Consider the following 26,140-nt stretch of genomic DNA (forward strand, 5'->3'; position numbering starts at 1 on the left):
ACGGCCATGGATGGCCGTCGAGCGCTGCGCCCCAGGATGGGGCGTACAGCGCGGTACCCACGGGAGCAAGAACGGAGCGAGGGAACCCCGGAGCGCAGCGCAGGGGCCGTATGAATGGAGCCAGCGGTTTTTGCCTACTTTTGCCCAAGAGCAAAAGTAGGTCGCCGTAAAGGCGAAAAGGTGACTAGATGTCGACATATTTCAAGAATATGTATGCAAAATCAAAACAATCGAGCCAGAGCCAAATCCAGATCCCTACCCAAACCAATGCTGCCAAGCCAACCGAACAGTCAACGCCAGCACCACAGTAATAAACACCGGCCGAATGAACTTGCTGCCCCCGCTGATCGCCGTACGCGCCCCGAAAAACGCCCCGACCATCACCGACACCCCCATGCACAACCCAACGATGTAATCCACCTGCCCGGAAATGACAAACACCGTCAGCGCCGCAATGTTGCTGACAAAGTTCATGCTGCGCGCCACACCACTGGCCCGAACCAGGTCGATGGGATAGAGCAGCAACGTGCTCACGGTCCAGAAGGCACCGGTACCCGGCCCGGCAACGCCGTCGTAGAAGCCCAGGGTGAAGCCCTGCGGAAACTGCCACTTCCTTTTGATCGGCGCATCGGCGTCCACCGGCGCCTTCGGTGTACCGCCGAACAGCAGGTAGACGCCACAAGCGAACACGATCACCGGCAGCATCTTGTTCAGCCACTCGGCTGGCATGTAGTGAGCCACCACCGCACCGATCAGCGCGCCCACCAGCGTGCCGAGAATCGCCAGGCGCCACTGCGCCGGATGGAACAGCTTGCGCCGGTAGTAGGTGATGCTGGCCGTGGCGGCGCCGAAGGTCGAGCTGAGCTTGTTGGTGCCCAGCACCAGGTGCGGTGGCATGCCTGCGGTGAGCAGCGCCGGGGTGGTTAGCAGGCCGCCGCCGCCGGCGATGGCATCGATGAAGCCTGCGACGAAGGCGACCAGGGCGAGAATCAGCAGCGTGAGCGGTTCTACGGTGAGTTCGAAAGGCATGAGGGCACGGGCAGGCTGGACGGGAGGGTGCGGCAAAAGGCCGCGCTAGAGGTGGTGCATGGTAATGCCCTGTGGTCGGTGTTACCAGTTTTGGCCTCATCGCCGGCAAGCCGGCTCCCACAGGGATCGCGGTCCATCTGTGGGGCTTGGCAATGATGAGTCCGGTGAAGCTTACAGGAACCAGCGATACTCCCGCGCACTGACCTCCTGGAGAAACGCCAGATGGTCCTGGCGCTTGTTCTCGCAATAGACCATCACGAACTCCGCGCCCAACCCCTCGTTCACCGCCGGATGCCCACGCATCGCTGCCACCGCGCCGAGCATGTCCTTGGGAAAATCGATCCCGCTGCCACGGTCCTCGTTCAGCGGCGCAATGGGTTCCTGCGCGGCATCCAGCCCGTGCTCCATGCCGCACAGGATCGCCGCCAGCACCAGGTACGGATTGGCATCCGCCCCGGCCAGCCGGTGCTCGATCCGCAGGTTGCGCGCATCCGACTCGGGGATACGGATACAGGCGTCGCGATCCTCGAAGCCCCAGCTGGCGCGGCTTGCGGCGTTGACCATGGCCCCGTAGCGGCGAAACGCATTGTGGTTGGCGGCGAAGATCGGCATGCAATGCGGCAGCAGCGCCAGGCAACCGGCCACGGCGTGGCGCAGCGGCCGCTGGTTATCGGCGGACAACAGGTTGTTGCCCGCCGGGTCGTACAGGCTGACATGCACATGCATGCCGCTACCCGGCGCGTGCAGATAGGGTTTGCTCATGAACGAGGCGCGCAGCCCGTGCTTGCGCGCCACGCCCCGGGTGCTGCGGCAGAACAGTGCCGCCCAGTCGGCGGCGCGCAGGCCATCGTCGCAATGGCCGAAGTTGATCTCGAACTGGCCGGGACCCAGTTCGGCGGTAATGACGTTGGCGTCCACCCCCTGGATGTTGGCAGTCTCGACCATTTCGCGCAGCACATCAGCAAAGCGCGACAGGCGCTCGATATGCATGTTCGGCTGGTCGTCGGCATCGCCACTGACCGGGTCGCGGGGGAACTGCGGCAAGCCCTCTTTCAACGCTTGGTCGAACAGGTAGAACTCCAGTTCGAACGCCACCACCGGGCGGATGCCTCGACGTTCGAGGCGTTGCAGGACGCGGGCCAGCACCTCGCGGGGTTCGAACTCGATGGGCGCCGCAGTGCCGTCCGAGGTGATCAGCATCTGCCCCAGCGGCTCTCGCTCCCAGGTCACCGGCTTGAGCGTACCGGGGACCAGGCGGCGCGGGGCGTCCGGGTCGCCGTCGTTGAAGCAGTAGTCGCCGATCGGGAACAGCCCGCCCTGCACGCCGAGCAGTACGCAGTTCTGCGGCAGCTTGAGCGGGCTGCCGGCGGCGACTTTTTCCAGCATGTCGATGGGATAGCGCTTGCCGTAGAAATGCCCGGGGATGTCCAGGCTGATCAGGTCGACGTAGCGCACGTCGGGGTGTCGGGTGCGCAAGGCGCGTACTTCGCTGAGCAGATCGGGGAAGCCTGTTGTACTTGTCATTGGCATGCTCTCAACGGAAGACCCAGAGAACCCGGGTCGTTCGGGCGGTCAGGTTGGCGTAGCGGAACTGGCTGTGGGGTGGCAGCTGGAAGCTGTCGTTGGGGATCAGGGTGACGGCGCCGTCCTGGCCTTCGAGCCACAAGGTCAGCTCGCCCTCAAGGACGAAACCGCCTTGTTCCGAGCTGTCGTCCAGATGCCCCTCGCCACTGCTGGCGCCGGGCGCCAGGTGGCTTTCGAGCATGGCGAAGCGGCCACTTAGCATCGGCGAGACCAGCACGTCGGTGATCCCGGCGGCGTAGTACAGGGTGCGCCGCTCGCCGGGGCGGGTCACCCAGTCGATCTCGCGGGGCGGCACGGCCTGGTAGAAATAGGTGGTAGGCACGTGCAGCGCTTCGCTGATGGCAGTCAGGTCAGCCACCGTGGGCCGCGACAGCCCGCGTTCGACCTGGGAGAGGAAGCCCAGCGAGCGGTTGACCCGAGTTGCCAGCTCGTCAAGGGTCAGGCCGCGGTGCTTGCGCAGGTCGCGCACCTGACGGGCGAGGGCGTGGGTATCGTCAGACATGATCGCGCATCCTGTACCAGGCCTTAGCAGCCGCTTCCAGTGGCGCGGCCAGCAGGTCGCCGCCTGGGAAACGGCCATTGTCGATGGCCTGGTACAGTTTCAGCAGCTCGTCGTCACCGAGGATTGCGTCGCTGACCGCGCGTGCACCAGCCAGGGTCGGCAGTACGCCGTGGCCGGAAAAACCCTGCAGCCAGTAACGTTGGCCCTGGCGACCGATATCCGGCGTGCGCTGGATGCTGCAATCAATGTGGCCGCCCCAGGCATGCTCGATGGCTACCCCTCGCAACTGTGGGAACACCCGCTCCAGGTATGGCCGGGTGGCGCCGGCGACGTCCTTGGGGATACCACCGAGGTACGTGCAGCCACCGCCGAACAGCAGGCGGTGGTCGGGGGTGAGGCGGAAATAGTCGGGGACGAACTGGTTGTCGATCACGCAGCTGTTGCGCGGCAGCAGCGAGGCGGCGAAGTCGGCGTCCAGCGGCGCCGTGGCCACCTGGTAGGAGCCCACCGGCAGCAGGCGACGCGAGAGCGCGCGGTCGAGGCGGTCGATGTAGGCGTTGCAGGCGAGCACTATTACGCGGCTGCGCACCTCGCCCTGATCGGTGCGGGCGACGAAGCCGCCGGCGTGTTCCTGGTAATCGATCACCTGGCTCTGCTCGTAGATCCGCCCGCCGTTCGCTTCGATCACGCCGGCCAGGCCCTGGGCCAGCTTCAGCGGGTTGAGGTGGGCGCCATTGGGATCGTACAGCGCGGCCTGGTAGCGGGGGCTGTCGATCCACTCGGGCAGTTCCTCGCGGCCGATCAGGCGCAGGCAGTCGTAGTCGAACTTCTCCTGTGCTTCACGCCGGGCCTCCTCCAGCAGTTTTACGCGGCGCGGCAACACGGCGGTCCACAGGCTTCCCAGGCGATAATCGACGTCGAAGCCATGGCGCTGGGGCAGTTCGTGCAGCTCGCGGGCGGCCCAGCACATGCTGTCCCAGAGGCGCCGGCTGCGCTCCAGGCCCAGGGCTCGCTCCAACGGGGGCATGTCGCACGACCAGCCCGGCAGTGCCTGGCCACCGTTGCGGCCCGAGGCGGCCCAGGCCACCCGGCTGGCTTCCAGCAGGGTCACGCGCTGGCCGGCCAATGCCAGGCGCAAGGCCGTATGCAGGCCGCTGAAACCGGCACCGACGATCAGGACGTCGGTGTCGTGGGCGCCCTGTAGGGTGGGGCGCAAGGGGATAGTGGCGGGGTAGGTGCGGGCGTAGTAGCTGGCGACGTGCTGGGCGGATTGCTTGAACATGTCGGGGCCTCGTGAAATTTTTTCTGATTATTTTCATGAAAAAATAGCAGAGGATTTTCATGGCGCCAGTCGGGGATGCCCTCGCGAGGCGTTAGGTCGCCGCCTTGCGGCGCGTCTGCCTGGGTTTGCTGGCTGCGGCTTTGTCCTTGGCCGCGCTTTTACGCTTCTTTTTCCATGGCGTCGCAGCCTTGCCCGCCGCCGGCCCGCTGATGGTCAGGCGCATGCCGCTGCAACGTTGCACCAGCTTGCCCATCCACGCCGATTGCCGGGCGACGAACTCCTCCAGGCTCATTTCCCCGCTCTGCACCATGTCCAGCGCCTGTTCCCAGATCGCCGTGGTGCCGGGGTCGGCGATGGCCCGGGGCACGGCGTCGATCAGGCTGAAGGCGGCGGGTGTGGCCGCGAGGGCCTTGCCGTTCTTGACCAGGTAGCCACGGTCGAGCAAGCCCTGGATGATGCTGGCGCGAGTCGCCTCGGTGCCGATGCCGGTGGTTTCCTTGAGCTTCTGCTTGAGCCTGGGGTCGTCCACCAGCTTGGCGACGTTTTTCATCGCCTTGATCAGGTCGCCTTCGGTGAAAGGCTTGGGTGGCTGGGTCCACAGGTCTTTCAGTTGCAGGTCCCGCACGGTGCAGTCCTGGCTTTCGCGCAACGCCGGCAGCACCTGGGCCGGTGGCGCCTCGCGACCCTTGGCCGGAGTCAATGCCTCGGGCAGCGCACGGCGCCAGCCGGGCTCAATAATCTGTTTGCCCACCGCGCGTAGCGCATGGCCGGCACAATCGAACTCGGCCTGGGTGCGGTCGTACTCGTGGTTGGGCAGGAACTGCGCCAGGTAGCGGGCGCGGATCAGGGTATACACCGCCTTGTGCTTGGGTGGCAGGCGCGCCGGGTCACTGGCGGCGGCGGTGGGGATGATGCCGTGGTGGGCGCTGACCTTCTGGTCGTTCCACGCCCGCGAACGGCGCTGTGGGTCCAGGTAGTCCCGCAGTGGCGCGAGGCTGCTGTCGGCGCGATGCAAGGCGGCGAGGATGGCAGGGGCCTCGCCATGCTGGCTGAGGGGCAGGTAACCGCTGTCGCTGCGCGGGTAGGTGATGAGCTTGTGGGTCTCGTACAGGGCTTGGGCGATATCCAGGGTTTCCTGGGCGCCGAGGCCGAGCTTCTTCGAGCACACCTCCTGCAGGGTGCCGAGGTCGAAGGGCAGCGGCGCGGCCTCGCGCACCCGTTCGGTGGCGATCTTCAGCACCCGGGCGCTGCCCGCGGCCTGCATGTCGGCCGCGGCTTGTTGCGCCATGTCCTGCTTCAGGCAGCGGCCCTGATCGTCGCAGGCGTCCTCGGGGGCGCGCCACTGGGCGTTGAACACGGCGCCCGCGCTTTCCAGTTGCACGTCGATGGCCCAGAACGGCACGGGCACGAAGTTGGCGATGCTGCGGTCGCGGTCCACCACCAGGCGCAGTGTCGGGGTCTGCACCCGGCCCACTGGCAGTACGCCCTGGTAGCCGGACTGGCGGCCGAGCAGGGTGAACAGGCGGCTCATGTTCATGCCGATCAGCCAGTCGGCCCGCGAGCGGCCCAGGGCCGAATGGTAGAGGCTGAAGGTCTCCTGGCCGGGCAGCAGGCGCCCGAGCGCCTTGCGGATCGAGGCATCGTCCAGCGCCGACAGCCACAGGCGCTGGATCGGCCCGCGGTAGCGGCAGTGCTCGACCAGTTCGCGGGCAATCATCTCGCCCTCGCGGTCGGCATCTGTGGCGATCACCAGTTCCCGGGCTTCGCCCAGCAGGCGCTTGACCGCCTTGTACTGGCTGGCGGTCTTGGGCTTGACGGTCATCTTCCACTTTTGCGGGATGATCGGCAGGTCTTCGAGGGTCCAGCGTTTGTAGCGCTCGTCGTAGCTGTCCGGCGGGGCGGTCTCCAGCAGGTGGCCGATGCACCAGGTCACGCAGACATCGGTGCCCTGCCAGCAGCCATCGCCGCGGCGCTGGGCGCCGAGGACCTTGGCGATGTCTTTTGCCTGGGAGGGCTTTTCGCAGAGAAAGAGGCGCATGGCCGAAAACGCTTCATCGTGAAAGTTGGCCCCTAGGATGCGCAAGCCAGGGCGCGCAGGCAAGTTTTATCTGTATGCATGTACAGGTTTTTTGCCCGCATCTTTGGCAGGGACGTCATCCCTTCGGGTTGGACGAGGTGGCAAATGCGTGCCAGCTTTGCCTTTCGCCCGTCAGTCGTGTCACCGGACGATGTCGCTGGGGTGTCCTTCCTACAAGAACAACAGGGATGTAAACCAATGCCCGTATTCGATTACCGACAGCTCGACAGCACTGCCTCCTCTGCGCTTTACAAGGACGCCATGGCGCTGGCCACCTACGCCTACCATGGCATCGACGATGGCTTCGGCGCCGGCTACCAGAAGTACGGCTTCGGTCTAGGTCTGCCGGCCACGCTGGTCAAGGCACTGATCGGCGGTACCGACAGCCAGGGCGTGATCCCCGGCATCCCCTGGAACCCGGACGCCGAAGCCAGGGCCCTGGCCCAGGTGAAGGCCGCCGGCTGGTCGCCGATCAGCGCGGCGCAATTGGGCTACCAGGGCAAGACCGACGCCCGCGGCACCTTCCACGGCGAAGCGCAGGGCTACACCTCGGCGCAGGTGGAGATACTCGGCCGCTACGATGCCGCCGGCCAGCTCAGCGGCATCGGCATCGCTTTTCGCGGCACCAGCGGTCCGCGTGAGAACCTGCTGGGCGACACCATCGGTGACGCCATCAACGACCTGCTGGCGGCGATCGGCCCGGCAGGCTATGCCCGTGATTACGCCGGTAACGCATTCGGGCAGCTGCTCGCCGATGTCGCGGCCTTTGCCAAGGCCAACGGCCTGAGCGGCGCGGATATCACCGTCAGCGGCCACAGCCTTGGTGGCCTGGCGGTCAACAGCCTGGCCGACCTGAGCGGTTCGCGCTGGGGCGGCTTCTACCAGGATGCGCGCTACGTCGCCTTCGCCTCACCGACCCAGGCTGCCGACGCCAACAAGGTGCTCAATATCGGCTACGAGAACGACCCGGTGTTCCGCGCGCTCGATGGCACCTCGGCGACCTGGGGCACCCTGGGCGTGCACGACGGCGCCAAGGCCTCGGCCACCAACAATATCGTCAACTTCAATGACCACTACGCGTCCGACGCCTGGAACCTGCTGCCGTTCTCCATCGGCAACATCGCCACCTGGCTGTCGCACCTGCCGACGGCCTACACCGATGGCCTTGGGCGTGTGCTGGATTCGTCCTTCTATCAGTGGACCAGCCGCGACTCGACCATCCTGGTCAGCAACCTGTCGGACGTGACCCGTGGCTCGACCTGGGTCGAGGACCTCAACCGCAATGCGGAGCCGCACAAGGGCAGCACGTTCATTATCGGCTCGGACAAGGACGACCTGATCCATGGCGGGCGCGGCAACGACTACCTCGAAGGCCGGGCCGGCAACGATACCTTCCGCGATGACGGCGGTTTCAACCTGATCGACGGTGGCGCCGGCCATGACACCCTGAAGCTGCAGGATGCCTTGGCCAACCTGAGCATCGCCCGGGATGGCGAAGGCACGCTGTACGTGCGCGACGCCGAGGGCGGCATCAGCCTGGTGCGCAATGTCGAGAGCTTGGTGAGCAAAGAGTCGAGCCTGCTGATCTTCAGCAAGGAAGTCAGTCACGCGGTGGCGGCGCAGGGGTTGTTCGAAAGCGGCAAGATCACCCCCTACGCGTCCTCGCTCAACGGCACCCAGGCAGGCGACCAGCTGGTGGCGGGTAATCAGGGGCAGTGGCTGTTCGGCCTGGGCGGTGACGACCGACTGCAGGGCGGCGCCGGCAATGACGTGCTGGTCGGCGGCACGGGCAACGATGTGCTGATGGGTGGCGGGGGGCGCGACACCTTCCTGTTCAGCGGCCATTTCGGCCAGGACCGGGTGCTGGACTTCACCGGCCAGGACCGGCTGGTGTTCATTGGCGTGGACGGCGGCACCGCCGCGCCGGACTGGCGTGCCCATGCCAGCCAGGTGGGGGATGACCTGGTGCTGAAGTTCGGCGGGGACAGCGTGACGCTGGTGGGGATTGCGGGGCAGGGCGTTGGGGATGGGCAGATCGTGATTGCCTGATCAGGCGCGAGACCCGCTCCCACGTTGTGGAAGCGGGTTTGCCCGTGAAGGTGATCAGGCGATCTCGCGCGAATCCCGAACCATGTCCACATGCGGGATGCCGGCCTCGAGGAATTCCTCGCTGACCACGCGGAACCCCAGGCGCTCGTAGAACGGCGTTGCATGCACCTGGGCGCTGAGCATCTGCTGGCTGAGGTCACGGTTCTGCGCCTCGATGATCACCGCGCGCATCAGCGCATCGCCCACGTGCAAGCCACGCCAGTCCTTGAGCACCGAAACCCGGCCGATGGTGCCGTCAGGCAGCAGGCGGGCAGTACCGATCGGGTAGTCGCCCTCCATGGCCAGGAAGTGCACGGCGGTTGGGTCTTCGGCGTCGAACTCCAGCTCTGGCGGCACGTGCTGCTCGGCAACGAACACGGCGCTGCGGATGCGGTGGATGTCGGCATTGTCCTTGTACCAGTCGGCCAGTCGAACACTGATCTTATTCATCGGCAAATCCCAGGCTGCCTTGCATGACCAGCTGTTGTACCAGCATCAGGCCGTCTTCGTCCTGCAGCCACTGCCCCAGGTTTTCGCTGTGCAGGGCGTCGGCGGAGCAGATCAGCTTCAGCAGTTCGCGCAGTTTGCCTGGCAGCGGGCAGCTGCGACCGCTGGCGAACAGCAGCAGGTCGTCACCGAACTCCGACCAGGCCAGGCGTGCGCTCGGGTTGCGAATCAGGATGGCGCCTTGGCCGAGATAGTCGAGCAGCTCCTGTTCGCTGAGCTCTTCGCCCACCACCTGCTCAGGATAGCGAGGCTCGGTCATGAACTGGCCGAACCAGGTCAGCAGCAGGTCCTTGTCGGACATATGCTTGTCGATCAGCGCCTTGAGGCGGTCGAGGGCATCGTGCTGGATCTGGTGCGGGTCGCTGACCGGCTGGGCGTCGGCATCGCTGTAGCGCTCTTCATCCGGCAGGAACTGGCCGAGGAAGTCGGTGAAGTGGGTCAGCACTTCGGCGGCGCTCGGGGCGCGGAAACCGACCGAGTAAGTCAGGCACTCGCTCTCGGCGACGCCGTAGTGGGCCAGGCGCGGCGGCAGGTAGAGCATGTCGCCGGGTTCCAGGGTCCACTCGTCGCTCTGCTCGAAATCAGCGAGGATGCGCAGGTCTGCGTGGTCGATCAGCGCACTGTCGCTGTTGCACATCTGCCCGACTTTCCAGTTGCGCGTGCCGTCGCCTTGCAGCAGGAACACATCGTAGTTGTCGAAGTGCGGGCCGACGCTGCCGCCGGGCGCGGCATAGCTGATCATCACGTCGTCGATGCGCCAGCTCGGCAGGAAGCGGAACTCTTCCAGCAGCTCGGCCACTTCCGGCACGAATTGGTCCACGGCCTGCACCAACAGGGTCCAGTCACGCTCGGGCAGCTCGCTGAAAGCGTCCTCGGCGAACGGGCCGCGGCGCAGCTCCCACGGGCGCTCGCCGTGCTCGAGCACCAGGCGCGACTCGACTTCTTCTTCCAGGGCCAGGCCGGCCAACTCGTCGGCGTCGATGGGGCTGACGAAGTCAGGGAAGGCCTGACGTACCAGCAGCGGCTTCTTCTGCCAGTAGTCGCGCAGGAATTCACGGGCCGTGAGGCCGCCCAACAGTTGCAGTGGAGTATCAGAATTCATGTTCAACCTATTGAAAAAACGTAATTTTCGTACGGGAATAAAAACGCCCGGCCAGGCCGGGCGTTGCACGCGACGGTCAGCTTAGATGCGTTTTGCCTGGGCCACCGCGTTGCCGATGTAGGTCGCCGGGGTCAGTTGCTTGAGCTCGGCCTTGGCTTCGGCCGGCATGTCCAGGCCGTCGATGAAGGTCAGCAGCGCGTCAGGGGTGATGCCCTTGCCACGGGTCAGCTCCTTGAGCTTCTCGTAGGGGTTCTCGATGTTGAAGCGGCGCATCACGGTCTGGATCGGCTCGGCCAGGACTTCCCAGCAGGCGTCCAGGTCAGCGGCGATACGGGCTTCGTTGACTTCCAGCTTGCCGATGCCCTTGAGGCTGGCCTCGTAGGCGATGACGCTGTGGGCGAAGCCCACGCCCAGGTTGCGCAGCACGGTAGAGTCGGTCAGGTCACGCTGCCAGCGCGAGATCGGCAGCTTGCTGGCCAGGTGCTGGAACAGCGCATTGGCGATACCCAGGTTGCCTTCGGAGTTCTCGAAGTCGATCGGGTTGACCTTGTGCGGCATGGTCGAGGAGCCGATTTCGCCGGCAACGGTCTTCTGCTTGAAGTAGCCCAGCGAGATGTAGCCCCAGACGTCGCGGTCGAAGTCGATGAGGATGGTGTTGAAGCGGGCGATGGCGTCGAACAGCTCGGCAATGTAGTCGTGCGGCTCGATCTGGGTGGTGTAGGGGTTGAACACCAGGCCCAGCTCGTCTTCGATGAAGGCGCGGGCGTTGGCTTCCCAGTCGATCTGCGAGTAGGCCGACAGGTGGGCGTTGTAGTTGCCCACGGCGCCGTTGATCTTGCCCAGCAGCGGCACGGCGGCCACTTGCGCGATCTGGCGCTCCAGGCGGTAGACGACGTTGGCCAGTTCCTTGCCCAGGGTGGTCGGCGAGGCTGGCTGGCCATGGGTGCGCGAGAGCATCGGCACGGCGGCGTGGGTGTGGGCCAGGGTGCGGATCGCTTCGGCGATCTGACGCATCAGCGGCAGCAGCACTTCGTCACGGCCGGCGCGCAGCATCAGGGCGTGGGACAGGTTGTTGATGTCCTCGCTGGTGCAGGCGAAGTGGATGAACTCGCTGACCTTGGCCAACTCAGGCAACTGCGCGGCCTGCTCCTTGAGCAGGTACTCGATGGCCTTGACGTCGTGGTTGGTGGTGCGCTCGATTTCCTTGACGCGTTCGGCGTGCTCGAGCTTGAAATCGGTGGCCAGGCTGTCCAGCACGGCGTTGGCTTCGGCGGAGAACGCCGGCACTTCGCCGATCTGCGGGTGGGTGGCCAGGCGCTGCAGCCAGCGCACTTCGACCAGGGCGCGGAAACGGATCAGGCCGAATTCGCTGAAAATGGGGCGCAGGGCCTGGGTTTTGCCGGCATAACGGCCGTCTACAGGGGAAACCGCAGTGAGCGAGGAGAGCTGCATGGGGTGTTCTCGGACAGTCAGGCTTTTGGAAGGGCGCATATCATACATGAAAAACGCGCCCGGGTCGGGTGGCTGACCAAAGGTCGGGCCATTTCGAAGCGTGTGGTGGCTGGCGCGGGAGCGGCGGCGCACCGCCGCTCCCGCGGTTCATTTCAATCGGCGGTACGCATCATGCCGTACAGCTCGTTGAGCAGCTTGCGCCGGCTGAACACCAGCTGCCAGCGATGTCCGCCCAGCTGGCGCCACAGGCGGGCGGCGCGGATGCCGGCCAGCAGCAGGGCGCGGATCTTCGAGGCGTTGCTGGCCTGCTGCAGGAAGCGCATGTCGCCGTGCACCTGGATACGTTGGCGCAGGGTGCTCAGGGTGTCCTGGTACAAGGCGCCGCTGGAGGCGATGACGTTTTCATGAACCAGGCCGAAATGCTCGGCCTGGGACTGGATCTGCGGCAGGCGGTTGCCGATTGTGTCGAGCAGGTCGCCACGCTTGTTCAGTTGGCGCTCAAGGCCCAGCATCGACAGGGCGTAGCGCAGCGGCTCGCGTTGCAGGCTGCTGGGGTCGCGCTCCAGGGCGCCGACCAGTGCCCGGTAACCGTCGCGCAGGTTGAGGTCGTCGCCGCCGAACACTTCCAGGGTGTCCTTGGGGTCGACCACCAGCAGGCTGCCGAGCATGCAGCCGATATTGGCTTCGCTGGCCTGGCCGGTGCGGGCGATACGGTCCACCAACACGGCGGCCTGGAACACGCCGCCCAGGGCAATCAGTTGCTCCTGGAGGTTGTTCATGGGCGCGGGCTCCATGGCTCGGCGATTTCGATCACGCCGCCGCCCAGGCATACCTCGCCGTCGTAGAACACCACCGACTGGCCCGGGGTGACAGCGCGCTGCGGCTCGTCGAACACTACGCGGTAGCCGCTGGCGGTCTGCTCCAGCGTGCACTGCTGGTCGCCCTGGCGGTAGCGCACCTTGGCGGTGAGCTTGCGCGGGCTGGACAGGTCGATCGGGTTTACCCAGAAAATTTCCGAGGCCAGCAGGGCGCGGGAGAACAGCCACGGATGCTCGTTGCCCTGGCCGACCACCAGCACATTGCGCGTGAGGTCTTTTTCCAGCACGTACCACGGCTCGTCGCTGGCGTCCTTCAGGCCGCCGATGCCCAGGCCCTGGCGCTGGCCGATGGTGTGGTACATCAGGCCGTGGTGCTGGCCGATCACTTCACCCTCGGTGGTCTGGATCTCGCCCGGCTGGGCCGGCAGGTACTGCTTGAGGAAGTCGCTGAAACGGCGCTCGCCGATGAAGCAGATACCGGTGGAGTCCTTCTTCTTGGCCGTGGCCAGGCCGTGTTTCTCGGCGATGGCGCGTACCTCGGGTTTCTCCAGTTCGCCTACCGGGAACAGGGTGCGGGCGATTTCCTTGCCGCCGACGGCGTGCAGGAAGTAGCTCTGGTCCTTGTTCGGGTCCAGGCCCTTGAGCAGCTCGGTCAGCTCGCCAGTGTCGCGGCGGCGCACATAGTGGCCGGTGGCGATCAGGTCGGCGCCCAGGGACAGGGCGTAGTCGAGGAAGGCCTTGAACTTGATTTCGCGGTTGCAGAGGATATCCGGGTTCGGCGTGCGGCCGGCCTTGTACTCCTCGAGGAAGTGCTCGAACACGTTGTCCCAGTACTCGGCGGCGAAGTTGGCGGTGTGCAGCTTGATGCCGATGCGGTCGCACACGGCCTGGGCGTCGGCCAGGTCTTCGCGGGCGGTGCAGTATTCGGTGCCGTCGTCCTCTTCCCAGTTCTTCATGAACAGACCTTCCACCTGGTAGCCCTGCTCCATGAGCAGAAGGGCGGAGACGGAAGAGTCCACGCCGCCGGACATGCCGACGATGACGCGGGTCTTGGCGGGGTCTTTGAGTGCTGGGCTGGTCATGGCTACCGATGTGTATCAGAGGGGAAAAACGCCGATTCTATCAAACCGGTGTCAGTCGCGCAGCAGGTCAAGGCTGTGCAGCGGGCCTTTGAGGTAGTCGTCGAGGCAGCGCGGCACCAGCTCGCTGCGCCAGCGCGACGGCTCGGCCAGCAGTTCGTCGCGGGTCAGCCATGCGGCGCGGACGATGTCGCTGTCCAGTGCGCGGCCTTGGTGGTGGCGCACGGGGCGGGCGGCGAAGCAGATGCGCTGGTAGGTGACGCCGTTGCTGGGGGCGGTATATAGGTAGATGCCGACCACGCCGGTGAGCTCGACTTCCCAGGCGGTTTCCTCGAGGGTTTCGCGCAGGGCGGCCTGGGTGATGGTTTCGTTGGCTTCGAGGTGGCCGGCGGGCTGGTTGAAGACATGCCGGCCGGCCTTGAACTCCTCGACGAAGAGGAACTTGCCCTCGTGTTCGACGACGGTGGCGACAGTGATGTGGGGTTGCCAAGACACGGTCGATTCTCTCCCTAAGTAGCAAGTTTCAAGCTGCAAGCCACAAGTAGAAGCAGTACGCGGACCGCTTTGGCTTATGCCTTGCAGCTTGAAACTTGCGGCTGAAAAAGCACAAACCCCGGTGCGTGGCCGGGGTTTGTGCTGTTACTTCAAGCGAACCTTACAGTGCGGCAATGGCGCTGTTCAGGGTCTGGCTTGGGCGCATCACCTTGGCGGTCAGCTCGGCATCCGGGGCGTAGTAGCCACCGATGTCGGCCGGCTTGCCCTGGACAGCGTTGAGCTCGGCGACGATGGTCGCTTCGTTCTCGCTCAGGGTCTTGGCCAGCGGGGCGAAGCGCGCCTGCAGGGCGGCGTCATCGGACTGGGCGGCCAGTGCTTCTGCCCAGTACAGGGTCAGGTAGAAGTGGCTGCCACGGTTGTCGATACCGCCAACCTTGCGCGAAGGCGACTTGTTGGTGTCGAGGAACTTGCCGGTGGCCTGGTCCAGGGTGTTGGCCAGGACCTTGGCGCGCGGGTTGTCGTAGGTGTTGCCCAGGTGCTCCAGGGAAGCGGCCAGGGCCAGGAATTCACCCAGCGAGTCCCAACGCAGGAAGTTCTCTTCAACCAGCTGCTGCACGTGCTTCGGTGCCGAACCACCGGCGCCAGTTTCGAACAGGCCACCGCCGTTCATCAGCGGCACGATCGACAGCATCTTGGCGCTGGTGCCCAGCTCCATGATCGGGAACAGGTCGGTCAGGTAGTCGCGCAGCACGTTGCCGGTCACCGAGATGGTGTCCTTGCCTTCGCGGATGCGGGCCAGGGAGAACTTGATGGCGTCGACCGGGGCCAGGATGCGGATATCCAGGCCGGCGGTGTCGTGATCCTTCAGGTACTGCTGCACCTTCTCGATCATCACGCCGTCGTGGGCGCGGGCCGGGTCCAGCCAGAACACCGCCGGGGTGTTGCTCAGGCGGGCACGGTTGACGGCCAGCTTGACCCAGTCCTGGATCGGCGCGTCCTTGGTCTGGCACATGCGGAAGATGTCACCGGCTTCGACGTTCTGCTCCAGGACGACCTTGCCCTTGCCGTCGACCACACGCACGACGCCGTCGGCCTTGATCTGGAAGGTCTTGTCGTGGGAGCCGTACTCTTCGGCTTTCTGCGCCATCAGGCCAACGTTCGGCACGCTGCCCATGGTGGTCGGGTCGAAGGCGCCGTTGGCCTTGCAGTCTTCGATGGTAGCCTGGTAGATGCCGGCGTAGCAGCGGTCCGGGATCACGGCCTTGGCGTCCTGCAGCTCACCTGCGGTGTTCCACATCTTGCCCGAGTCGCGGATCATCGCCGGCATCGAGGCGTCGACGATGACGTCGCTCGGTACGTGCAGGTTGGTGATGCCCTTGTCCGAGTTGACCATGGCCAGGGCCGGGCGAACGGCGTACAGGGCCTGGATGTCGGCTTCGATCTCGGCTTGCTTTTCAGCAGGCAGGTCCTTGATGCGGGCGTACAGGTCGCCGATGCCGTTGTTGGCGTTGAAGCCCACTTCGGCCAGCGCGGCGGCGTGCTTGGCGAGCACGTCGTTGTAGAACTCTTCGACGATCACGCCGAACATGATCGGGTCGGAAACCTTCATCATGGTGGCTTTCAGGTGCACCGACAGCAGTACGCCGGAGGCCTTGGCATCGGCGATCTGCTCGGCGATGAAGGCTTTGAGGGCCTTGCGGCTCATGGTCGCGCAGTCGATCACTTCGGCGGCTTTGACGGCGGTCTTTTCTTTCAGCACGGTGGTGCTGCCGTCCTTGCCGACCAGCTCGATGCGCAGGCTGTCGTCAGCCTCGATCAGCGCGGCCTTCTCGCTGCCGTAGAAGTCGCCCTGGGTCATGTGGGCAACGTGCGACTTGGAGTCGGCGGCCCAGGCGCCCATCTTGTGTGGGTGCTTACGGGCGTAGTTCTTGACCGACAGCGGCGCGCGGCGGTCGGAGTTGCCTTCGCGCAGGACCGGGTTCACGGCGCTGCCCTTGATGCGGTCGTAGCGGGCGCGCGATTCTTTCTCTTCGGCGCTGGCCGGCTCGTCGGCGTAGTCGGGGATGTTGAAGCCCTTGGCTTGCAGCTCCTTGATCGCGGCCTTCAGCTGTGGAACCGAAGCGGAAATATTCGGCAGCTTGATGATGTTGGCTTCAGGGGTGGTGGCCAGCTGGCCCAGTTCCGCCAGGTGATCGCCTACCTGCTTCTCGGCGCCCAGTTGCTCCGGGAAGGCGGCGAGAATACGGCCGGCCAGGGAGATGTCGCGGGTTTCGACGGCGATGTCGGCGGAGGCAGTGAACGCCTCGACGATCGGCAGCAGCGAGTAGGTGGCGAGGGCGGGGGCTTCGTCGGTGAAGGTGTAGATGATCTTGGAACGGGTGGGCATGCGGGTTAACTCTCTATGTGCTGAGCGTACTCGAGTCTCGAGGTGCGCAGGGTAGGCGCTTCGCCCTGGCGACGCCATGAGCGGAAAGTCGAGAGGCTGCGAGCGGTGATGGTGGATGCATCAGTCGAGCGTCAAGTGCTGGGCCGCGGTAACGACCCAGGCTTTGTGGCCATTCATGACCAAGGGCGAGCCGCATTTTCCTAGGGTTCGCCCCGATGACCCTATGGTCGCGCCGGAGTATATCAAACCCTTTGGGCTAATCAGCAAGGCGAAGTGGTATCAGCGCATTTATAAGACCAAAGACGTAGGGGCAATGTGGCGTGTTGCCGCAGGCATTTGCCAGCTGTTTGCCGGTGTTGGCGGGCTCCTGCCTTGCAGGTCGGCGGATGTGGTTTAGGCTCAGTGGATCGCACGATTTCCAATCACCCAGGAAAAGCGGAGTAGTGCAGCATGGGATACCAGAAAATCAAGGTTCCGACCGATGGTGCCAAGATCACCGTCAATGCAGACCATTCGCTCAATGTTCCCGACAACCCCATCATTCCCTACATCGAAGGCGACGGCATCGGCGTGGACGTCTCGCCGGTGATGATCAAGGTGGTGGATGCCGCTGTGGAGAAGGCCTATGGCGGCAAGCGCAAGATCGCCTGGATGGAGGTGTACGCTGGCGAGAAGGCCACCCAGGTCTATGACCAGGACACCTGGCTGCCCCAGGAAACCCTGGATGCGGTGAAAGACTATGTGGTGTCGATCAAGGGGCCGCTGACCACGCCGGTCGGTGGCGGCATCCGTTCGCTCAACGTGGCGTTGCGCCAGCAACTCGACCTGTATGTGTGCCTGCGTCCGGTGGTGTGGTTCCAGGGCGTGCCGAGCCCGGTGAAAAAGCCAGGCGACGTCGACATGGTGATCTTCCGCGAGAACTCCGAGGACATCTATGCCGGCATCGAGTGGAAGGCCGGCTCGCCCGAGGCGAACAAAGTGATCAAGTTTCTCAAGGAGGAGATGGGCGTCACCAAGATCCGCTTCGACCAGGACTGCGGCATCGGCGTCAAGCCGGTATCGAAGGAAGGCACCAAGCGCCTGGTGCGCAAGGCCCTGCAATATGTCGTGGATAACGACCGCAAGTCGCTGACCCTGGTGCACAAGGGCAACATCATGAAGTTCACCGAAGGTGCCTTCAAGGACTGGGGCTATGAGGTGGCCCGCGACGAGTTCGGCGCCGAACTGCTCGATGGCGGTCCGTGGATGAAGTTCAAGAACCCGCGCACCGGCCGCGAGGTGATCGTCAAGGATGCCATCGCCGACGCCATGCTCCAGCAGATCCTGCTGCGCCCGGCTGAGTACGATGTAATCGCCACGCTCAACCTCAATGGTGACTACCTGTCCGACGCCCTGGCGGCGGAGGTGGGCGGTATCGGCATCGCGCCGGGGGCCAACCTGTCGGACACCGTGGCCATGTTCGAGGCCACTCACGGTACCGCGCCGAAGTACGCAGGCAAGGATCAGGTCAACCCAGGGTCGGTGATCCTGTCGGCCGAGATGATGCTGCGGCACATGGGCTGGACCGAGGCGGCGGACCTGATCATCAAGGGCACCAATGGCGCCATTGCGGCCAAGACCGTGACCTACGACTTCGAGCGCCTGATGGATGGCGCGACCCTGGTCGGCAGCTCGGGCTTTGGCGAGGCGTTGATCAAGCACATGTAAGCGTGGAAAAAAAACCGGTCGCCTCTTTAATTAAAGGAGCGACCGGTTTTTTCGTTTACCGGCAGACGGGCCAGAGGTCAGGCTTCGACGGTGCTGCCTGGGTTCGTGGCGCTGGCCTGGACGTTGCTGGTGGCGCTTCTGATGTCGGTCGCATGCAGCCCTTTGGGGCCCTGGATGATCTCGAAGTTCACGGTTTGGCCGGCTTTCAGCGTCTTGTAACCGTCCATCTGGATCGCTGAATAGTGGGCGAACAGATCATCGGTCTTACCGTCCTCGTTGATGAATCCGTAGCCCTTGGCATTGTTGAACCACTTGACTTTACCGCTTGCCATCCCTATGTCCCTCTGCAAAGGACTCCATCACTGGAGTATCATCCACTTCATCCGCATACGAACCTTGCGAGAAAATCTGGTTGACTGCGCGGATCTTTATCGACCACGGTGGGTTCTTATTGGTTGTAACACCGTTTTGCCGATAGTCAAGGTCAGCCGGCGCCCGCGCCGGGAGGGGCCTGCGCAGTCAACCCACAACCTTAACCTGTCGATCATGATGAAATTCTTTCCATGCATGTACTCAGTGAGATTCGACTAACATTCAATCAGGATCGCCCGCAGTCACATGAGGACGGGCATGAGGACGATGGCGCGGGCCTTGCCGTCCAGGAGGCCAAGCCGATCCTGCAGGCGCCACCGATGTACAAGGTGGTTTTGTTCAACGATGACTACACGCCAATGGATTTCGTCGTCGAAGTGCTCGAGACGTTCTTCAATCTGAACCGCGAGCTGGCGACCAAGATCATGCTGACCGTCCATACCGAAGGGCGGGCAGTGTGCGGATTGTTTACCCGTGACATCGCCGAGACAAAGGCCATGCAGGTCAACCAATACGCCAGGGAAAGCCAGCATCCGCTACTCTGTGAAATCGAGAAGGACGGTTAATCGCCGACCACTTGGGTATGAGGTGAAGCTATGTTAAACCGCGAGCTCGAAGTCACCCTCAATCTGGCCTTCAAGGAGGCCCGTTCGAAACGTCATGAGTTCATGACCGTCGAACACCTGCTGCTGGCACTCCTTGACAATGAGGCTGCCGCGACCGTTCTGCGCGCCTGTGGCGCCAATCTCGACAAGCTCAAGCACGACCTGCAGGAGTTCATCGATTCCACCACCCCGCTGATCCCCGTGCATGACGAGGACCGCGAGACGCAACCGACGCTGGGCTTCCAGCGCGTGCTGCAGCGTGCCGTGTTCCACGTGCAGAGCTCCGGCAAGCGCGAAGTGACCGGCGCCAACGTGCTGGTGGCGATCTTCAGCGAACAGGAAAGCCAGGCGGTGTTCCTGCTCAAGCAGCAGAGCGTGGCGCGTATCGACGTCGTCAACTACATCGCCCATGGCATCAGCAAGGTGCCGGGCCATGGTCCGAACACCGACAGCGACCAGGACATGCAGGATGAGGAGGGCGGCGAGGCTTCCTCTTCCAGCAACCCGCTGGACGCCTACGCCAGCAACCTCAACGAACTGGCCCGTGCCGGTCGTATCGATCCGCTGGTTGGCCGGGAGCAGGAGGTCGAGCGCGTCGCACAGATCCTTGCCCGTCGGCGCAAGAACAACCCGTTGCTGGTCGGCGAGGCCGGCGTGGGCAAGACTGCCATCGCCGAAGGCCTGGCCAAGCGCATCGTCGATGGTCAGGTGCCCGACCTGCTGGCACAGAGCGTGGTCTATTCCCTGGACCTCGGCGCGCTGCTGGCCGGCACCAAGTACCGTGGCGACTTCGAGAAGCGCTTCAAGGCGCTGCTCGGCGAGCTGCGCAAACGCCCGCAGGCGATCCTGTTCATCGACGAGATTCACACCATCATCGGCGCCGGCGCGGCTTCGGGTGGCGTGATGGATGCGTCCAACCTGCTCAAGCCGCTGTTGTCGTCTGGTGAGATCCGCTGCATCGGCTCAACCACGTTCCAGGAGTTCCGCGGCATCTTCGAGAAGGATCGTGCGCTGGCGCGTCGCTTCCAGAAGGTCGATGTCACCGAACCGTCGGTGGAAGACACCGTGGGCATCCTGCGTGGCCTGAAAGGGCGCTTTGAAAGCCACCACAACATCGAGTACAGCGACGAGGCCCTGCGCGCCGCCGCCGAACTGGCGTCGCGCTACATCAATGACCGGCACATGCCGGACAAGGCCATCGACGTGATCGACGAGGCCGGCGCCTACCAGCGCCTGCAGCCTGAAGCCAATCGCGTCAAGCGTATCGACGTGCCGCAGGTCGAGGACATCGTCGCCAAGATCGCGCGGATCCCGCCGAAGCATGTCACCAGTTCCGACAAGGAGCTGCTGCGCAACCTCGAGCGTGACCTGAAGCTGACCGTGTTCGGCCAGGATGCGGCGATCGACTCGCTGGCCACCGCCATCAAGCTGTCCCGTGCTGGCCTCAAGGCGCCGGACAAGCCGGTGGGCTCGTTCCTGTTCGCCGGCCCCACCGGCGTGGGCAAGACCGAGGCGGCTCGCCAGCTGGCCAAGGCCCTGGGTGTCGAGTTGGTGCGCTTCGACATGTCCGAGTACATGGAGCGTCACACCGTGTCGCGGCTGATCGGTGCGCCGCCCGGCTACGTCGGGTTCGACCAGGGTGGCCTGCTGACCGAGGCCATCACCAAGCAGCCGCACTGCGTGCTGCTGCTCGATGAAATCGAGAAGGCCCACCCGGAAGTCTTCAACCTGCTGCTGCAGGTGATGGACCACGGGACCCTGACCGACAACAACGGGCGCAAGGCGGACTTCCGCAACGTGATCCTGATCATGACCACCAACGCCGGTGCCGAAACGGCAGCGCGGGCCTCGATCGGCTTCACCCACCAGGACCACTCCTCCGACGCCATGGAGGTCATCCGCAAGAGCTTCACGCCGGAGTTCCGCAACCGCCTGGACACCATCATCCAGTTCGGCCGCCTGTCCCACGAGACGATCAAGAGCATTGTCGACAAGTTCCTTATCGAACTGCAGGCGCAGCTGGAAGACAAGCGTGTGCTGCTGGAGGTCACCGACGCCGCGCGCGGCTGGCTGGCGGCCTCGGGCTACGACGTGCAGATGGGTGCGCGGCCAATGGCGCGGCTGATCCAGGACAAGATCAAGCGGCCGTTGGCCGAAGAGATCCTGTTCGGTGAGCTGGCCGAGCATGGCGGTGTGGTGCACATCGACCTGCGTGATGATGAGCTGGTGTTCGATTACGAGACCACGGCTGAGGTTGCGTAAGGCTGGGGCCGCTTTGCGGCCCATCGTGGCTAAAGCCGCTCCTACAGGGATACGTGGTGCCTGTAGGAGCGGCTTTAGCCGCGATGCGTTTCACCAGGCACAAAAAAGCCCGGCACAATGGCCGGGCTTTTTCATGGCTTGAGCTTAGCGCGCACGGTAGGTGATGCGGCCCTTGCTCAGGTCGTACGGCGTCAGTTCGACGCGGACCTTGTCGCCAGTGAGAATACGGATGTAGTTCTTGCGCATCTTGCCAGAGATGTGCGCGGTAACGACGTGCCCGTTTTCCAACTCCACGCGGAACATGGTGTTGGGCAGGGTGTCGACGACAGTGCCTTCCATTTCGAAGCTGTCTTCTTTCGACATGCAGTAAAGCCCTCGGTATCCAGTGATGGCCCGACGCGCAACTGCACCGGGCAAAAAAGTGGCGTGGATTATGCCCGAAAATTGTGTTTCAAGCCAATGCCTTTCAGTTGAGGGTGACCCAGCGCTGGTTGATCAGCAATTCGATGGGGCGGTACTGGGTCTTGTAGTTCATCTTCTTGCAGTTCTTGATCCAGTAGCCGAGGTAAACGGCCTCGAGGTTCTGGCGCAAGGCTTCGGTGATCTGCCAGAGGATCGCGTAGCGGCCAAGGCTGCGGCGCTCTTCTTCGGGCTCGTAGAAGGTGTAGACGGCCGACAGGCCGTTGGGCAGCAGGTCGCACACCGCCACGGCCAGCAGCCGGCCTTCCAGGCGGAACTCGTAGAACCAGCAGAACGGCAGGTCGCGCACCAGGAATGTGGAGAACTGATCGCGGCTTGGCGGGTACATGTCGCCGTCGGCGTGACGCTGTTCGATATAGCGCCGGTACAGGTCGAAGTACTCTTCCTTGTACGCCGGGCGGGCGGCGCTGACGGTCAAGTCGGCGTTGCGCTTGAGGATGCGCCGCTGCTGGCGGTTGGGAATGAACCGCGCGGCGGGGATGCGCGCCGGCACGCAGGCGTTGCACTGCTGGCAATGCGGGCGATAGAGGTGGTCACCGCTGCGACGAAAGCCCATTTCCGACAGGTCGGCGTAGACGTGCACATCCATCGGCTGGCTGGGGTCGAGAAACAGTGTGGTCGCCTGCTCATCCGGCAGGTAGCTGCAGGAGTGGGGTTGAGTGGCATAGAACTTCAACCGCGCCAGCTCTGTCATGATCAACCCCTTAGGTGAGACGTTGTATCTAAGTGTAAGCCAGCTCCGGGAACTCGCCTAGGCAACCCAGCTGGCCGCACTGGGCTGGTCCAGATGGCGCGCCAGGTAATCGGCGAAGCTGGCCCGGCTGATGGCGCGGGCACCCAGGCTGTGCAGATGGTCGGTCGGCATCTGGCAGTCGATCAGCACGAAGCCTGCCTGCTTCAGGTGCTCGACCAGTGTCACGAATCCCACCTTGGAGGCATTGTCGGCGCGGCTGAACATCGATTCGCCAAAGAACAGCTGCCCCATGGCCAGGCCATACAGGCCGCCGACCAGTTCACCCTCCCGGCGTACTTCGACCGAGTGGGCGATGCCGCGGCGGTGCAGCTCGCAGTAGGCGGCGCGCATGGTGTCGGTGATCCAGGTGCCATCGGCGTAATCCCGGGGCGCGGCGCAGGCGGCGATCACCGCCGCGAAGTCGCTGTCGAAGCTCACCTGGTAGCGGCCTTGGCGGATCAGCTTGGCCAGCGAGCGCGAGACATGCAGTTCGTCCGGAAGCAGAACGGTGCGCGGGTCGGGCGACCACCAGAGGATCGGCTGGCCGTCCTGATACCAGGGGAAGCAGCCGTGGCGGTAGGCTGCGACCAGGCGATCCGGGGTCAGGTCGCCGCCGGCGGCAAGCAGGCCGTTGGGGTCGTGCAGGGCCTTTTCCAGAGGCGGGAAGGTCAGTGAGTCGCGGGTCAGCCAGGTGAGCATGGTGTTCTTGGGCGGCGGGGGAGGGGAGAGCGCCCAGCATGGCGTGGCTAGTGGATGAGGTCAACGACCGTCATCCCGGGGCATGCCCAGCGACGGGGCTGCCCAGGCAAAATCGACTGCCGATAGTTCACGCATTCACACCGCCATCGGCACCATCTGGCACATTTGCTGTCACACCTGTGCAAAAACACAGCATAAGCCTTTGTCACAAAAGAAAATGCATGCTCAAATTGCATCCATATGAAAGTCGCCCCGTTCACGCGCCATACAGCGTGCCGCCATGGCGGCGGGTGGGCAGTAATGTTAAAAGTAGTGGTTCATTGGCCGGTGACCGGCCAATCACTACTGGACGCGCAGCACGCGCAGGAATAGACGCGTTTTGAAGAAATCCACCGCAACTCCAGCCCCCTTGCCAGTGCCCCTATGGCGGCAGCAGCTGCACTACCGCCTGAAGGAAGGTGCGCTGATTGCCGTTGGCGCCCTGTGCCTGTACCTGTGGATGGCACTGGTCACCTACGACACCGCTGACCCGGGCTTCAGCCACACCAGCAACGCCGAGCAGGTACAGAACGCCGCTGGCCGTGCCGGGGCCTATTTCGCCGACATCCTGTTCATGGTGCTCGGCTACTTCGCCTACATCTTCCCGCTGCTGCTGGCAATCAAGACCTGGCAGATCTTCCGCGAGCGGCATCAGCCCTGGCAGTGGAGCGGCTGGCTGTTCTCCTGGCGTCTGATCGGCCTGGTGTTCCTGGTGCTGTCGGGCGCGGCGCTGGCGCATATCCACTTCCATCCCTCGGCGAACATCCCGTTCTCCGCCGGCGGCGCACTGGGCGAAAGCCTGGGCGATCTGGCGCGCAACCTGTTGAACGTGCAGGGCAGCACGCTGATGTTCATTGCCCTGTTCCTGTTCGGTCTGACGGTGTTCACCGACCTGTCCTGGTTCAAGGTGATGGACCTGACGGGCAAGATTACCCTTGACCTGTTCGAATTGGTGCAAGGCGCAGCCAGCCGCTGGTGGGAAGCACGCAACGAGCGCAAGCGCCTGGAAGCCCAGCTGCGTGAAGTCGACGACCCGGTCTTTGACCTGGGCGGCAAAGGCGACAGGCGCGAGCCGGCCAAGGCGCAGCTGCGCGAGCGCGCCGAGCCTGTGATGACGCGCGACGAGCCGCCGGCCCGCCCAGTGGTGCCGCGCGAAGTGGCCGTGGCCCGCGAATCGGTCGTGCCGCGCGAAACCGTGGTAGCTCGCACCCAGCCCGCCGCCCCGGTGATCATCCCGCCGACCGCGGACAAGGCGCCGGAACCGAGCAAGCGGGTCATGAAGGAAAAACAGGCGCCGCTGTTCATCGACAGCGCGGTGGAAGGTACATTGCCGTCCATTTCCATCCTCGACCCGGCCGAGCAGAAGAAAATCGAGTACTCGCCTGAGTCCCTGGCCGGTGTCGGTCAGTTGCTGGAGATCAAGCTCAAGGAATTCGGCGTGGAAGTCGCGGTGGACTCGATCCATCCGGGGCCGGTGATCACCCGTTACGAAATCCAGCCGGCCGCAGGCGTGAAGGTCAGCCGCATCGCCAACCTGGCCAAGGACCTGGCGCGTTCGCTGGCGGTGACCAGCGTGCGCGTGGTCGAGGTGATACCCGGCAAGACCACCGTGGGCATCGAGATCCCCAACGAGAACCGCCAGATGGTGCGCTTCTCCGAGGTGTTGTCGTCGCCGCAGTTCGACGAGAACAAGTCGCCGGTCACCCTGGCCCTGGGCCATGACATCGGCGGCAAGCCGGTGATCACCGACCTGGCCAAGATGCCCCACCTGCTGGTGGCCGGTACCACCGGCTCCGGTAAGTCGGTGGGGGTGAACGCGATGATCCTGTCGATCCTGTTCAAGTCCGGCCCGGAAGACGCGCGGCTGATCATGATCGACCCGAAGATGCTCGAACTGTCGATCTACGAAGGCATCCCGCACTTGCTGTGCCCGGTGGTCACCGACATGAAGGATGCCGCCAACGCCCTGCGCTGGAGCGTCGCCGAAATGGAGCGGCGCTACAAGCTGATGGCGGCCATGGGCGTGCGCAACCTGGCGGGCTTCAACCGCAAGATCAAGGATGCCCAGGAAGCTGGCGAAGTCATCCACGACCCGCTGTACCGTCGCGAGAGCATGGACGACGAGCCGCCGACGCTGAAGACCCTGCCGACCATCGTGGTGGTGGTCGACGAATTCGCCGACATGATGATGATCGTCGGCAAGAAGGTCGAGGAACTGATCGCGCGTATCGCCCAGAAGGCCCGTGCCGCTGGTATCCACCTGATCCTCGCCACCCAGCGCCCGTCGGTGGACGTAATCACCGGCCTGATCAAGGCCAACATCCCGACCCGCATGGCGTTCCAGGTGTCGAGCAAGATCGACTCGCGGACCATCATCGACCAGGGCGGCGCCGAACAGTTGCTCGGCCACGGTGACATGCTCTACATGCCGCCGGGCACCAGCCTGCCGATCCGCGTGCATGGCGCCTTCGTCTCCGACGACGAGGTGCACCGCACGGTCGAGGCCTGGAAGCTGCGCGGCGCGCCGGACTACAACGACGACATCCTCAATGGTGTCGAAGAGGCCGGCAGCGGCTTCGACGGCGGCGGTGGTGGCGGCGATGGCGAAGACTCGGAAAGCGATGCCCTGTACGACGAAGCGGTGCAGTTCGTGCTGGAAAGCCGCCGGGCATCGATCTCGGCGGTGCAGCGCAAGCTCAAGATCGGCTACAACCGCGCCGCGCGCATGATCGAGGCGATGGAGATGGCCGGTGTGGTTACCCCCATGAACAGCAACGGCTCGCGCGAAGTGATTGCTCCGGGCGGCCCACGCGATTGATGAACAACCTGTCGGGCGCCATAG

21 protein-coding genes are annotated in these 26,140 nt (G+C 64.3%); 5 read left to right on the forward strand and 16 right to left on the reverse strand.

Annotated elements, in window-relative coordinates; all coding sequences use genetic code 11:
* Positions 1-255: 255 nt before the first annotated feature.
* The 5 genes from ACVWY1_RS11845 to ACVWY1_RS11865 all read right to left on the reverse strand — a co-directional run bounded on the left by ACVWY1_RS11845 (position 256) and on the right by ACVWY1_RS11865 (position 6,435).
* Positions 256-1,029, reverse strand: a complete 774-nt coding sequence (locus tag ACVWY1_RS11845) for a TSUP family transporter (protein ID WP_102685482.1) — start codon at positions 1,027-1,029, stop codon at positions 256-258.
* A 171-nt stretch (positions 1,030-1,200) separates the two neighbouring features.
* Entirely contained in the window at positions 1,201-2,553 is a 1,353-nt protein-coding gene (locus tag ACVWY1_RS11850) for a glutamine synthetase family protein (protein WP_277503435.1), read from the reverse strand.
* 10 nt (positions 2,554-2,563) lie between these two features.
* A complete protein-coding gene (locus ACVWY1_RS11855) occupies positions 2,564-3,115 on the reverse strand; it encodes a helix-turn-helix domain-containing protein (RefSeq protein WP_457378303.1) in 552 nt (183 codons plus the stop codon).
* Complete coding sequence (locus ACVWY1_RS11860; protein WP_457378304.1) at positions 3,108-4,397, reverse strand: NAD(P)/FAD-dependent oxidoreductase; 1,290 nt, start codon at positions 4,395-4,397, stop codon at positions 3,108-3,110. The genes ACVWY1_RS11855 and ACVWY1_RS11860 overlap by 8 nt, the downstream gene beginning before the upstream one ends.
* Before the next feature lie 91 nt (positions 4,398-4,488).
* A complete protein-coding gene (locus ACVWY1_RS11865) occupies positions 4,489-6,435 on the reverse strand; it encodes a DNA topoisomerase III (RefSeq protein ID WP_457378305.1) in 1,947 nt (648 codons plus the stop codon).
* 237 nt (positions 6,436-6,672) lie between these two features.
* Here ACVWY1_RS11865 and ACVWY1_RS11870 point away from each other — a divergent pair, with 237 nt between their 5' ends.
* The gene (locus ACVWY1_RS11870; protein ID WP_277503439.1) at positions 6,673-8,523 is read left to right on the forward strand and encodes a polyurethane esterase; all 1,851 of its coding nucleotides are present in this window, start codon (positions 6,673-6,675) and stop codon (positions 8,521-8,523) included.
* A 54-nt stretch (positions 8,524-8,577) separates the two neighbouring features.
* Here the strand turns inward: ACVWY1_RS11870 and ACVWY1_RS11875 are convergent, their stop codons facing one another.
* From ACVWY1_RS11875 to ACVWY1_RS11905, 7 genes are all read right to left on the reverse strand, one after another.
* Positions 8,578-9,012 (reverse strand): GNAT family N-acetyltransferase, encoded by a 435-nt coding sequence (locus ACVWY1_RS11875; RefSeq protein ID WP_102682656.1) that lies wholly within the window; start codon positions 9,010-9,012, stop codon positions 8,578-8,580.
* Positions 9,005-10,171, reverse strand: coding sequence for a ribosomal protein uL16 3-hydroxylase (locus ACVWY1_RS11880; protein ID WP_277503440.1), 1,167 nt, complete (start codon positions 10,169-10,171; stop codon positions 9,005-9,007). The genes ACVWY1_RS11875 and ACVWY1_RS11880 overlap by 8 nt, the downstream gene beginning before the upstream one ends.
* Positions 10,172-10,252: 81 nt before the next feature.
* Entirely contained in the window at positions 10,253-11,623 is a 1,371-nt protein-coding gene (gene purB / locus ACVWY1_RS11885; protein WP_277503441.1) for an adenylosuccinate lyase, read from the reverse strand.
* A gap of 152 nt (positions 11,624-11,775) precedes the next feature.
* Entirely contained in the window at positions 11,776-12,402 is a 627-nt protein-coding gene (hflD, locus tag ACVWY1_RS11890; RefSeq protein WP_102682654.1) for a high frequency lysogenization protein HflD, read from the reverse strand.
* Complete coding sequence (mnmA, locus tag ACVWY1_RS11895) at positions 12,399-13,523, reverse strand: tRNA 2-thiouridine(34) synthase MnmA (RefSeq protein ID WP_457378306.1); 1,125 nt, start codon at positions 13,521-13,523, stop codon at positions 12,399-12,401. The genes hflD and mnmA overlap by 4 nt, the downstream gene beginning before the upstream one ends.
* Before the next feature lie 51 nt (positions 13,524-13,574).
* Positions 13,575-14,015, reverse strand: coding sequence for an NUDIX hydrolase (locus ACVWY1_RS11900; RefSeq protein ID WP_102682652.1), 441 nt, complete (start codon positions 14,013-14,015; stop codon positions 13,575-13,577).
* A 160-nt stretch (positions 14,016-14,175) separates the two neighbouring features.
* Positions 14,176-16,401: an NADP-dependent isocitrate dehydrogenase gene (locus ACVWY1_RS11905; RefSeq protein WP_046856175.1), complete on the reverse strand. Its 2,226-nt coding sequence runs from the start codon at positions 16,399-16,401 to the stop codon at positions 14,176-14,178.
* A gap of 450 nt (positions 16,402-16,851) precedes the next feature.
* Here ACVWY1_RS11905 and icd point away from each other — a divergent pair, with 450 nt between their 5' ends.
* Positions 16,852-18,108: an NADP-dependent isocitrate dehydrogenase gene (icd, locus tag ACVWY1_RS11910; RefSeq protein ID WP_102682649.1), complete on the forward strand. Its 1,257-nt coding sequence runs from the start codon at positions 16,852-16,854 to the stop codon at positions 18,106-18,108.
* 77 nt (positions 18,109-18,185) lie between these two features.
* Here icd and cspD read toward each other — a convergent pair whose 3' ends face one another.
* Complete coding sequence (cspD, locus tag ACVWY1_RS11915; RefSeq protein WP_102682648.1) at positions 18,186-18,440, reverse strand: cold shock domain-containing protein CspD; 255 nt, start codon at positions 18,438-18,440, stop codon at positions 18,186-18,188.
* A 231-nt stretch (positions 18,441-18,671) separates the two neighbouring features.
* On the opposite strand from cspD, the gene clpS reads away from it, so the two are divergent.
* Together clpS and clpA are read left to right on the forward strand one after the other, a co-directional pair.
* Positions 18,672-19,046, forward strand: coding sequence for an ATP-dependent Clp protease adapter ClpS (gene clpS, locus ACVWY1_RS11920; protein WP_023630410.1), 375 nt, complete (start codon positions 18,672-18,674; stop codon positions 19,044-19,046).
* A 30-nt stretch (positions 19,047-19,076) separates the two neighbouring features.
* The gene (clpA, locus tag ACVWY1_RS11925) at positions 19,077-21,347 is read left to right on the forward strand and encodes an ATP-dependent Clp protease ATP-binding subunit ClpA (RefSeq protein ID WP_038705843.1); all 2,271 of its coding nucleotides are present in this window, start codon (positions 19,077-19,079) and stop codon (positions 21,345-21,347) included.
* Positions 21,348-21,491: 144 nt separating this feature from the next.
* On the opposite strand, the gene infA is transcribed toward clpA, so the two are convergent.
* The 3 genes from infA to aat all read right to left on the reverse strand — a co-directional run bounded on the left by infA (position 21,492) and on the right by aat (position 23,259).
* Positions 21,492-21,710 (reverse strand): translation initiation factor IF-1, encoded by a 219-nt coding sequence (gene infA / locus ACVWY1_RS11930; RefSeq protein ID WP_002553999.1) that lies wholly within the window; start codon positions 21,708-21,710, stop codon positions 21,492-21,494.
* A 103-nt stretch (positions 21,711-21,813) separates the two neighbouring features.
* Entirely contained in the window at positions 21,814-22,521 is a 708-nt protein-coding gene (locus ACVWY1_RS11935; protein ID WP_102682647.1) for an arginyltransferase, read from the reverse strand.
* Positions 22,522-22,578: 57 nt separating this feature from the next.
* Positions 22,579-23,259, reverse strand: coding sequence for a leucyl/phenylalanyl-tRNA--protein transferase (aat, locus tag ACVWY1_RS11940; RefSeq protein ID WP_102682646.1), 681 nt, complete (start codon positions 23,257-23,259; stop codon positions 22,579-22,581).
* A gap of 379 nt (positions 23,260-23,638) precedes the next feature.
* Between aat and ACVWY1_RS11945 the strand changes: the two genes are divergently transcribed.
* Positions 23,639-26,116 carry a DNA translocase FtsK gene (locus tag ACVWY1_RS11945; protein ID WP_139671871.1) on the forward strand — a complete coding sequence of 826 codons (2,478 nt, stop codon included), beginning with the start codon at positions 23,639-23,641 and terminating at the stop codon, positions 26,114-26,116.
* Positions 26,117-26,140 lie beyond the last annotated feature (24 nt).

Source organism: Pseudomonas sp. TE6288 (assembly GCF_054062095.1).

Coding starts and splice junctions, on each gene's coding strand:
- ACVWY1_RS11845 (WP_102685482.1), bottom strand. CDS start 1,029: ATGCCTTTCGAACTCACCGTAGAACCGCTCACGCTGCTGATTCTCGCC.
- ACVWY1_RS11850 (WP_277503435.1), bottom strand. CDS start 2,553: ATGACAAGTACAACAGGCTTCCCCGATCTGCTCAGCGAAGTACGCGCC.
- ACVWY1_RS11855 (WP_457378303.1), bottom strand. CDS start 3,115: ATGTCTGACGATACCCACGCCCTCGCCCGTCAGGTGCGCGACCTGCGC.
- ACVWY1_RS11860 (WP_457378304.1), bottom strand. CDS start 4,397: ATGTTCAAGCAATCCGCCCAGCACGTCGCCAGCTACTACGCCCGCACC.
- ACVWY1_RS11865 (WP_457378305.1), bottom strand. CDS start 6,435: ATGCGCCTCTTTCTCTGCGAAAAGCCCTCCCAGGCAAAAGACATCGCC.
- ACVWY1_RS11870 (WP_277503439.1), top strand. CDS start 6,673: ATGCCCGTATTCGATTACCGACAGCTCGACAGCACTGCCTCCTCTGCG.
- ACVWY1_RS11875 (WP_102682656.1), bottom strand. CDS start 9,012: ATGAATAAGATCAGTGTTCGACTGGCCGACTGGTACAAGGACAATGCC.
- ACVWY1_RS11880 (WP_277503440.1), bottom strand. CDS start 10,171: ATGAATTCTGATACTCCACTGCAACTGTTGGGCGGCCTCACGGCCCGT.
- purB (WP_277503441.1), bottom strand. CDS start 11,623: ATGCAGCTCTCCTCGCTCACTGCGGTTTCCCCTGTAGACGGCCGTTAT.
- hflD (WP_102682654.1), bottom strand. CDS start 12,402: ATGAACAACCTCCAGGAGCAACTGATTGCCCTGGGCGGCGTGTTCCAG.
- mnmA (WP_457378306.1), bottom strand. CDS start 13,523: ATGACCAGCCCAGCACTCAAAGACCCCGCCAAGACCCGCGTCATCGTC.
- ACVWY1_RS11905 (WP_046856175.1), bottom strand. CDS start 16,401: ATGCCCACCCGTTCCAAGATCATCTACACCTTCACCGACGAAGCCCCC.
- icd (WP_102682649.1), top strand. CDS start 16,852: ATGGGATACCAGAAAATCAAGGTTCCGACCGATGGTGCCAAGATCACC.
- cspD (WP_102682648.1), bottom strand. CDS start 18,440: ATGGCAAGCGGTAAAGTCAAGTGGTTCAACAATGCCAAGGGCTACGGA.
- clpS (WP_023630410.1), top strand. CDS start 18,672: ATGCATGTACTCAGTGAGATTCGACTAACATTCAATCAGGATCGCCCG.
- clpA (WP_038705843.1), top strand. CDS start 19,077: ATGTTAAACCGCGAGCTCGAAGTCACCCTCAATCTGGCCTTCAAGGAG.
- infA (WP_002553999.1), bottom strand. CDS start 21,710: ATGTCGAAAGAAGACAGCTTCGAAATGGAAGGCACTGTCGTCGACACC.
- ACVWY1_RS11935 (WP_102682647.1), bottom strand. CDS start 22,521: ATGACAGAGCTGGCGCGGTTGAAGTTCTATGCCACTCAACCCCACTCC.
- aat (WP_102682646.1), bottom strand. CDS start 23,259: ATGCTCACCTGGCTGACCCGCGACTCACTGACCTTCCCGCCTCTGGAA.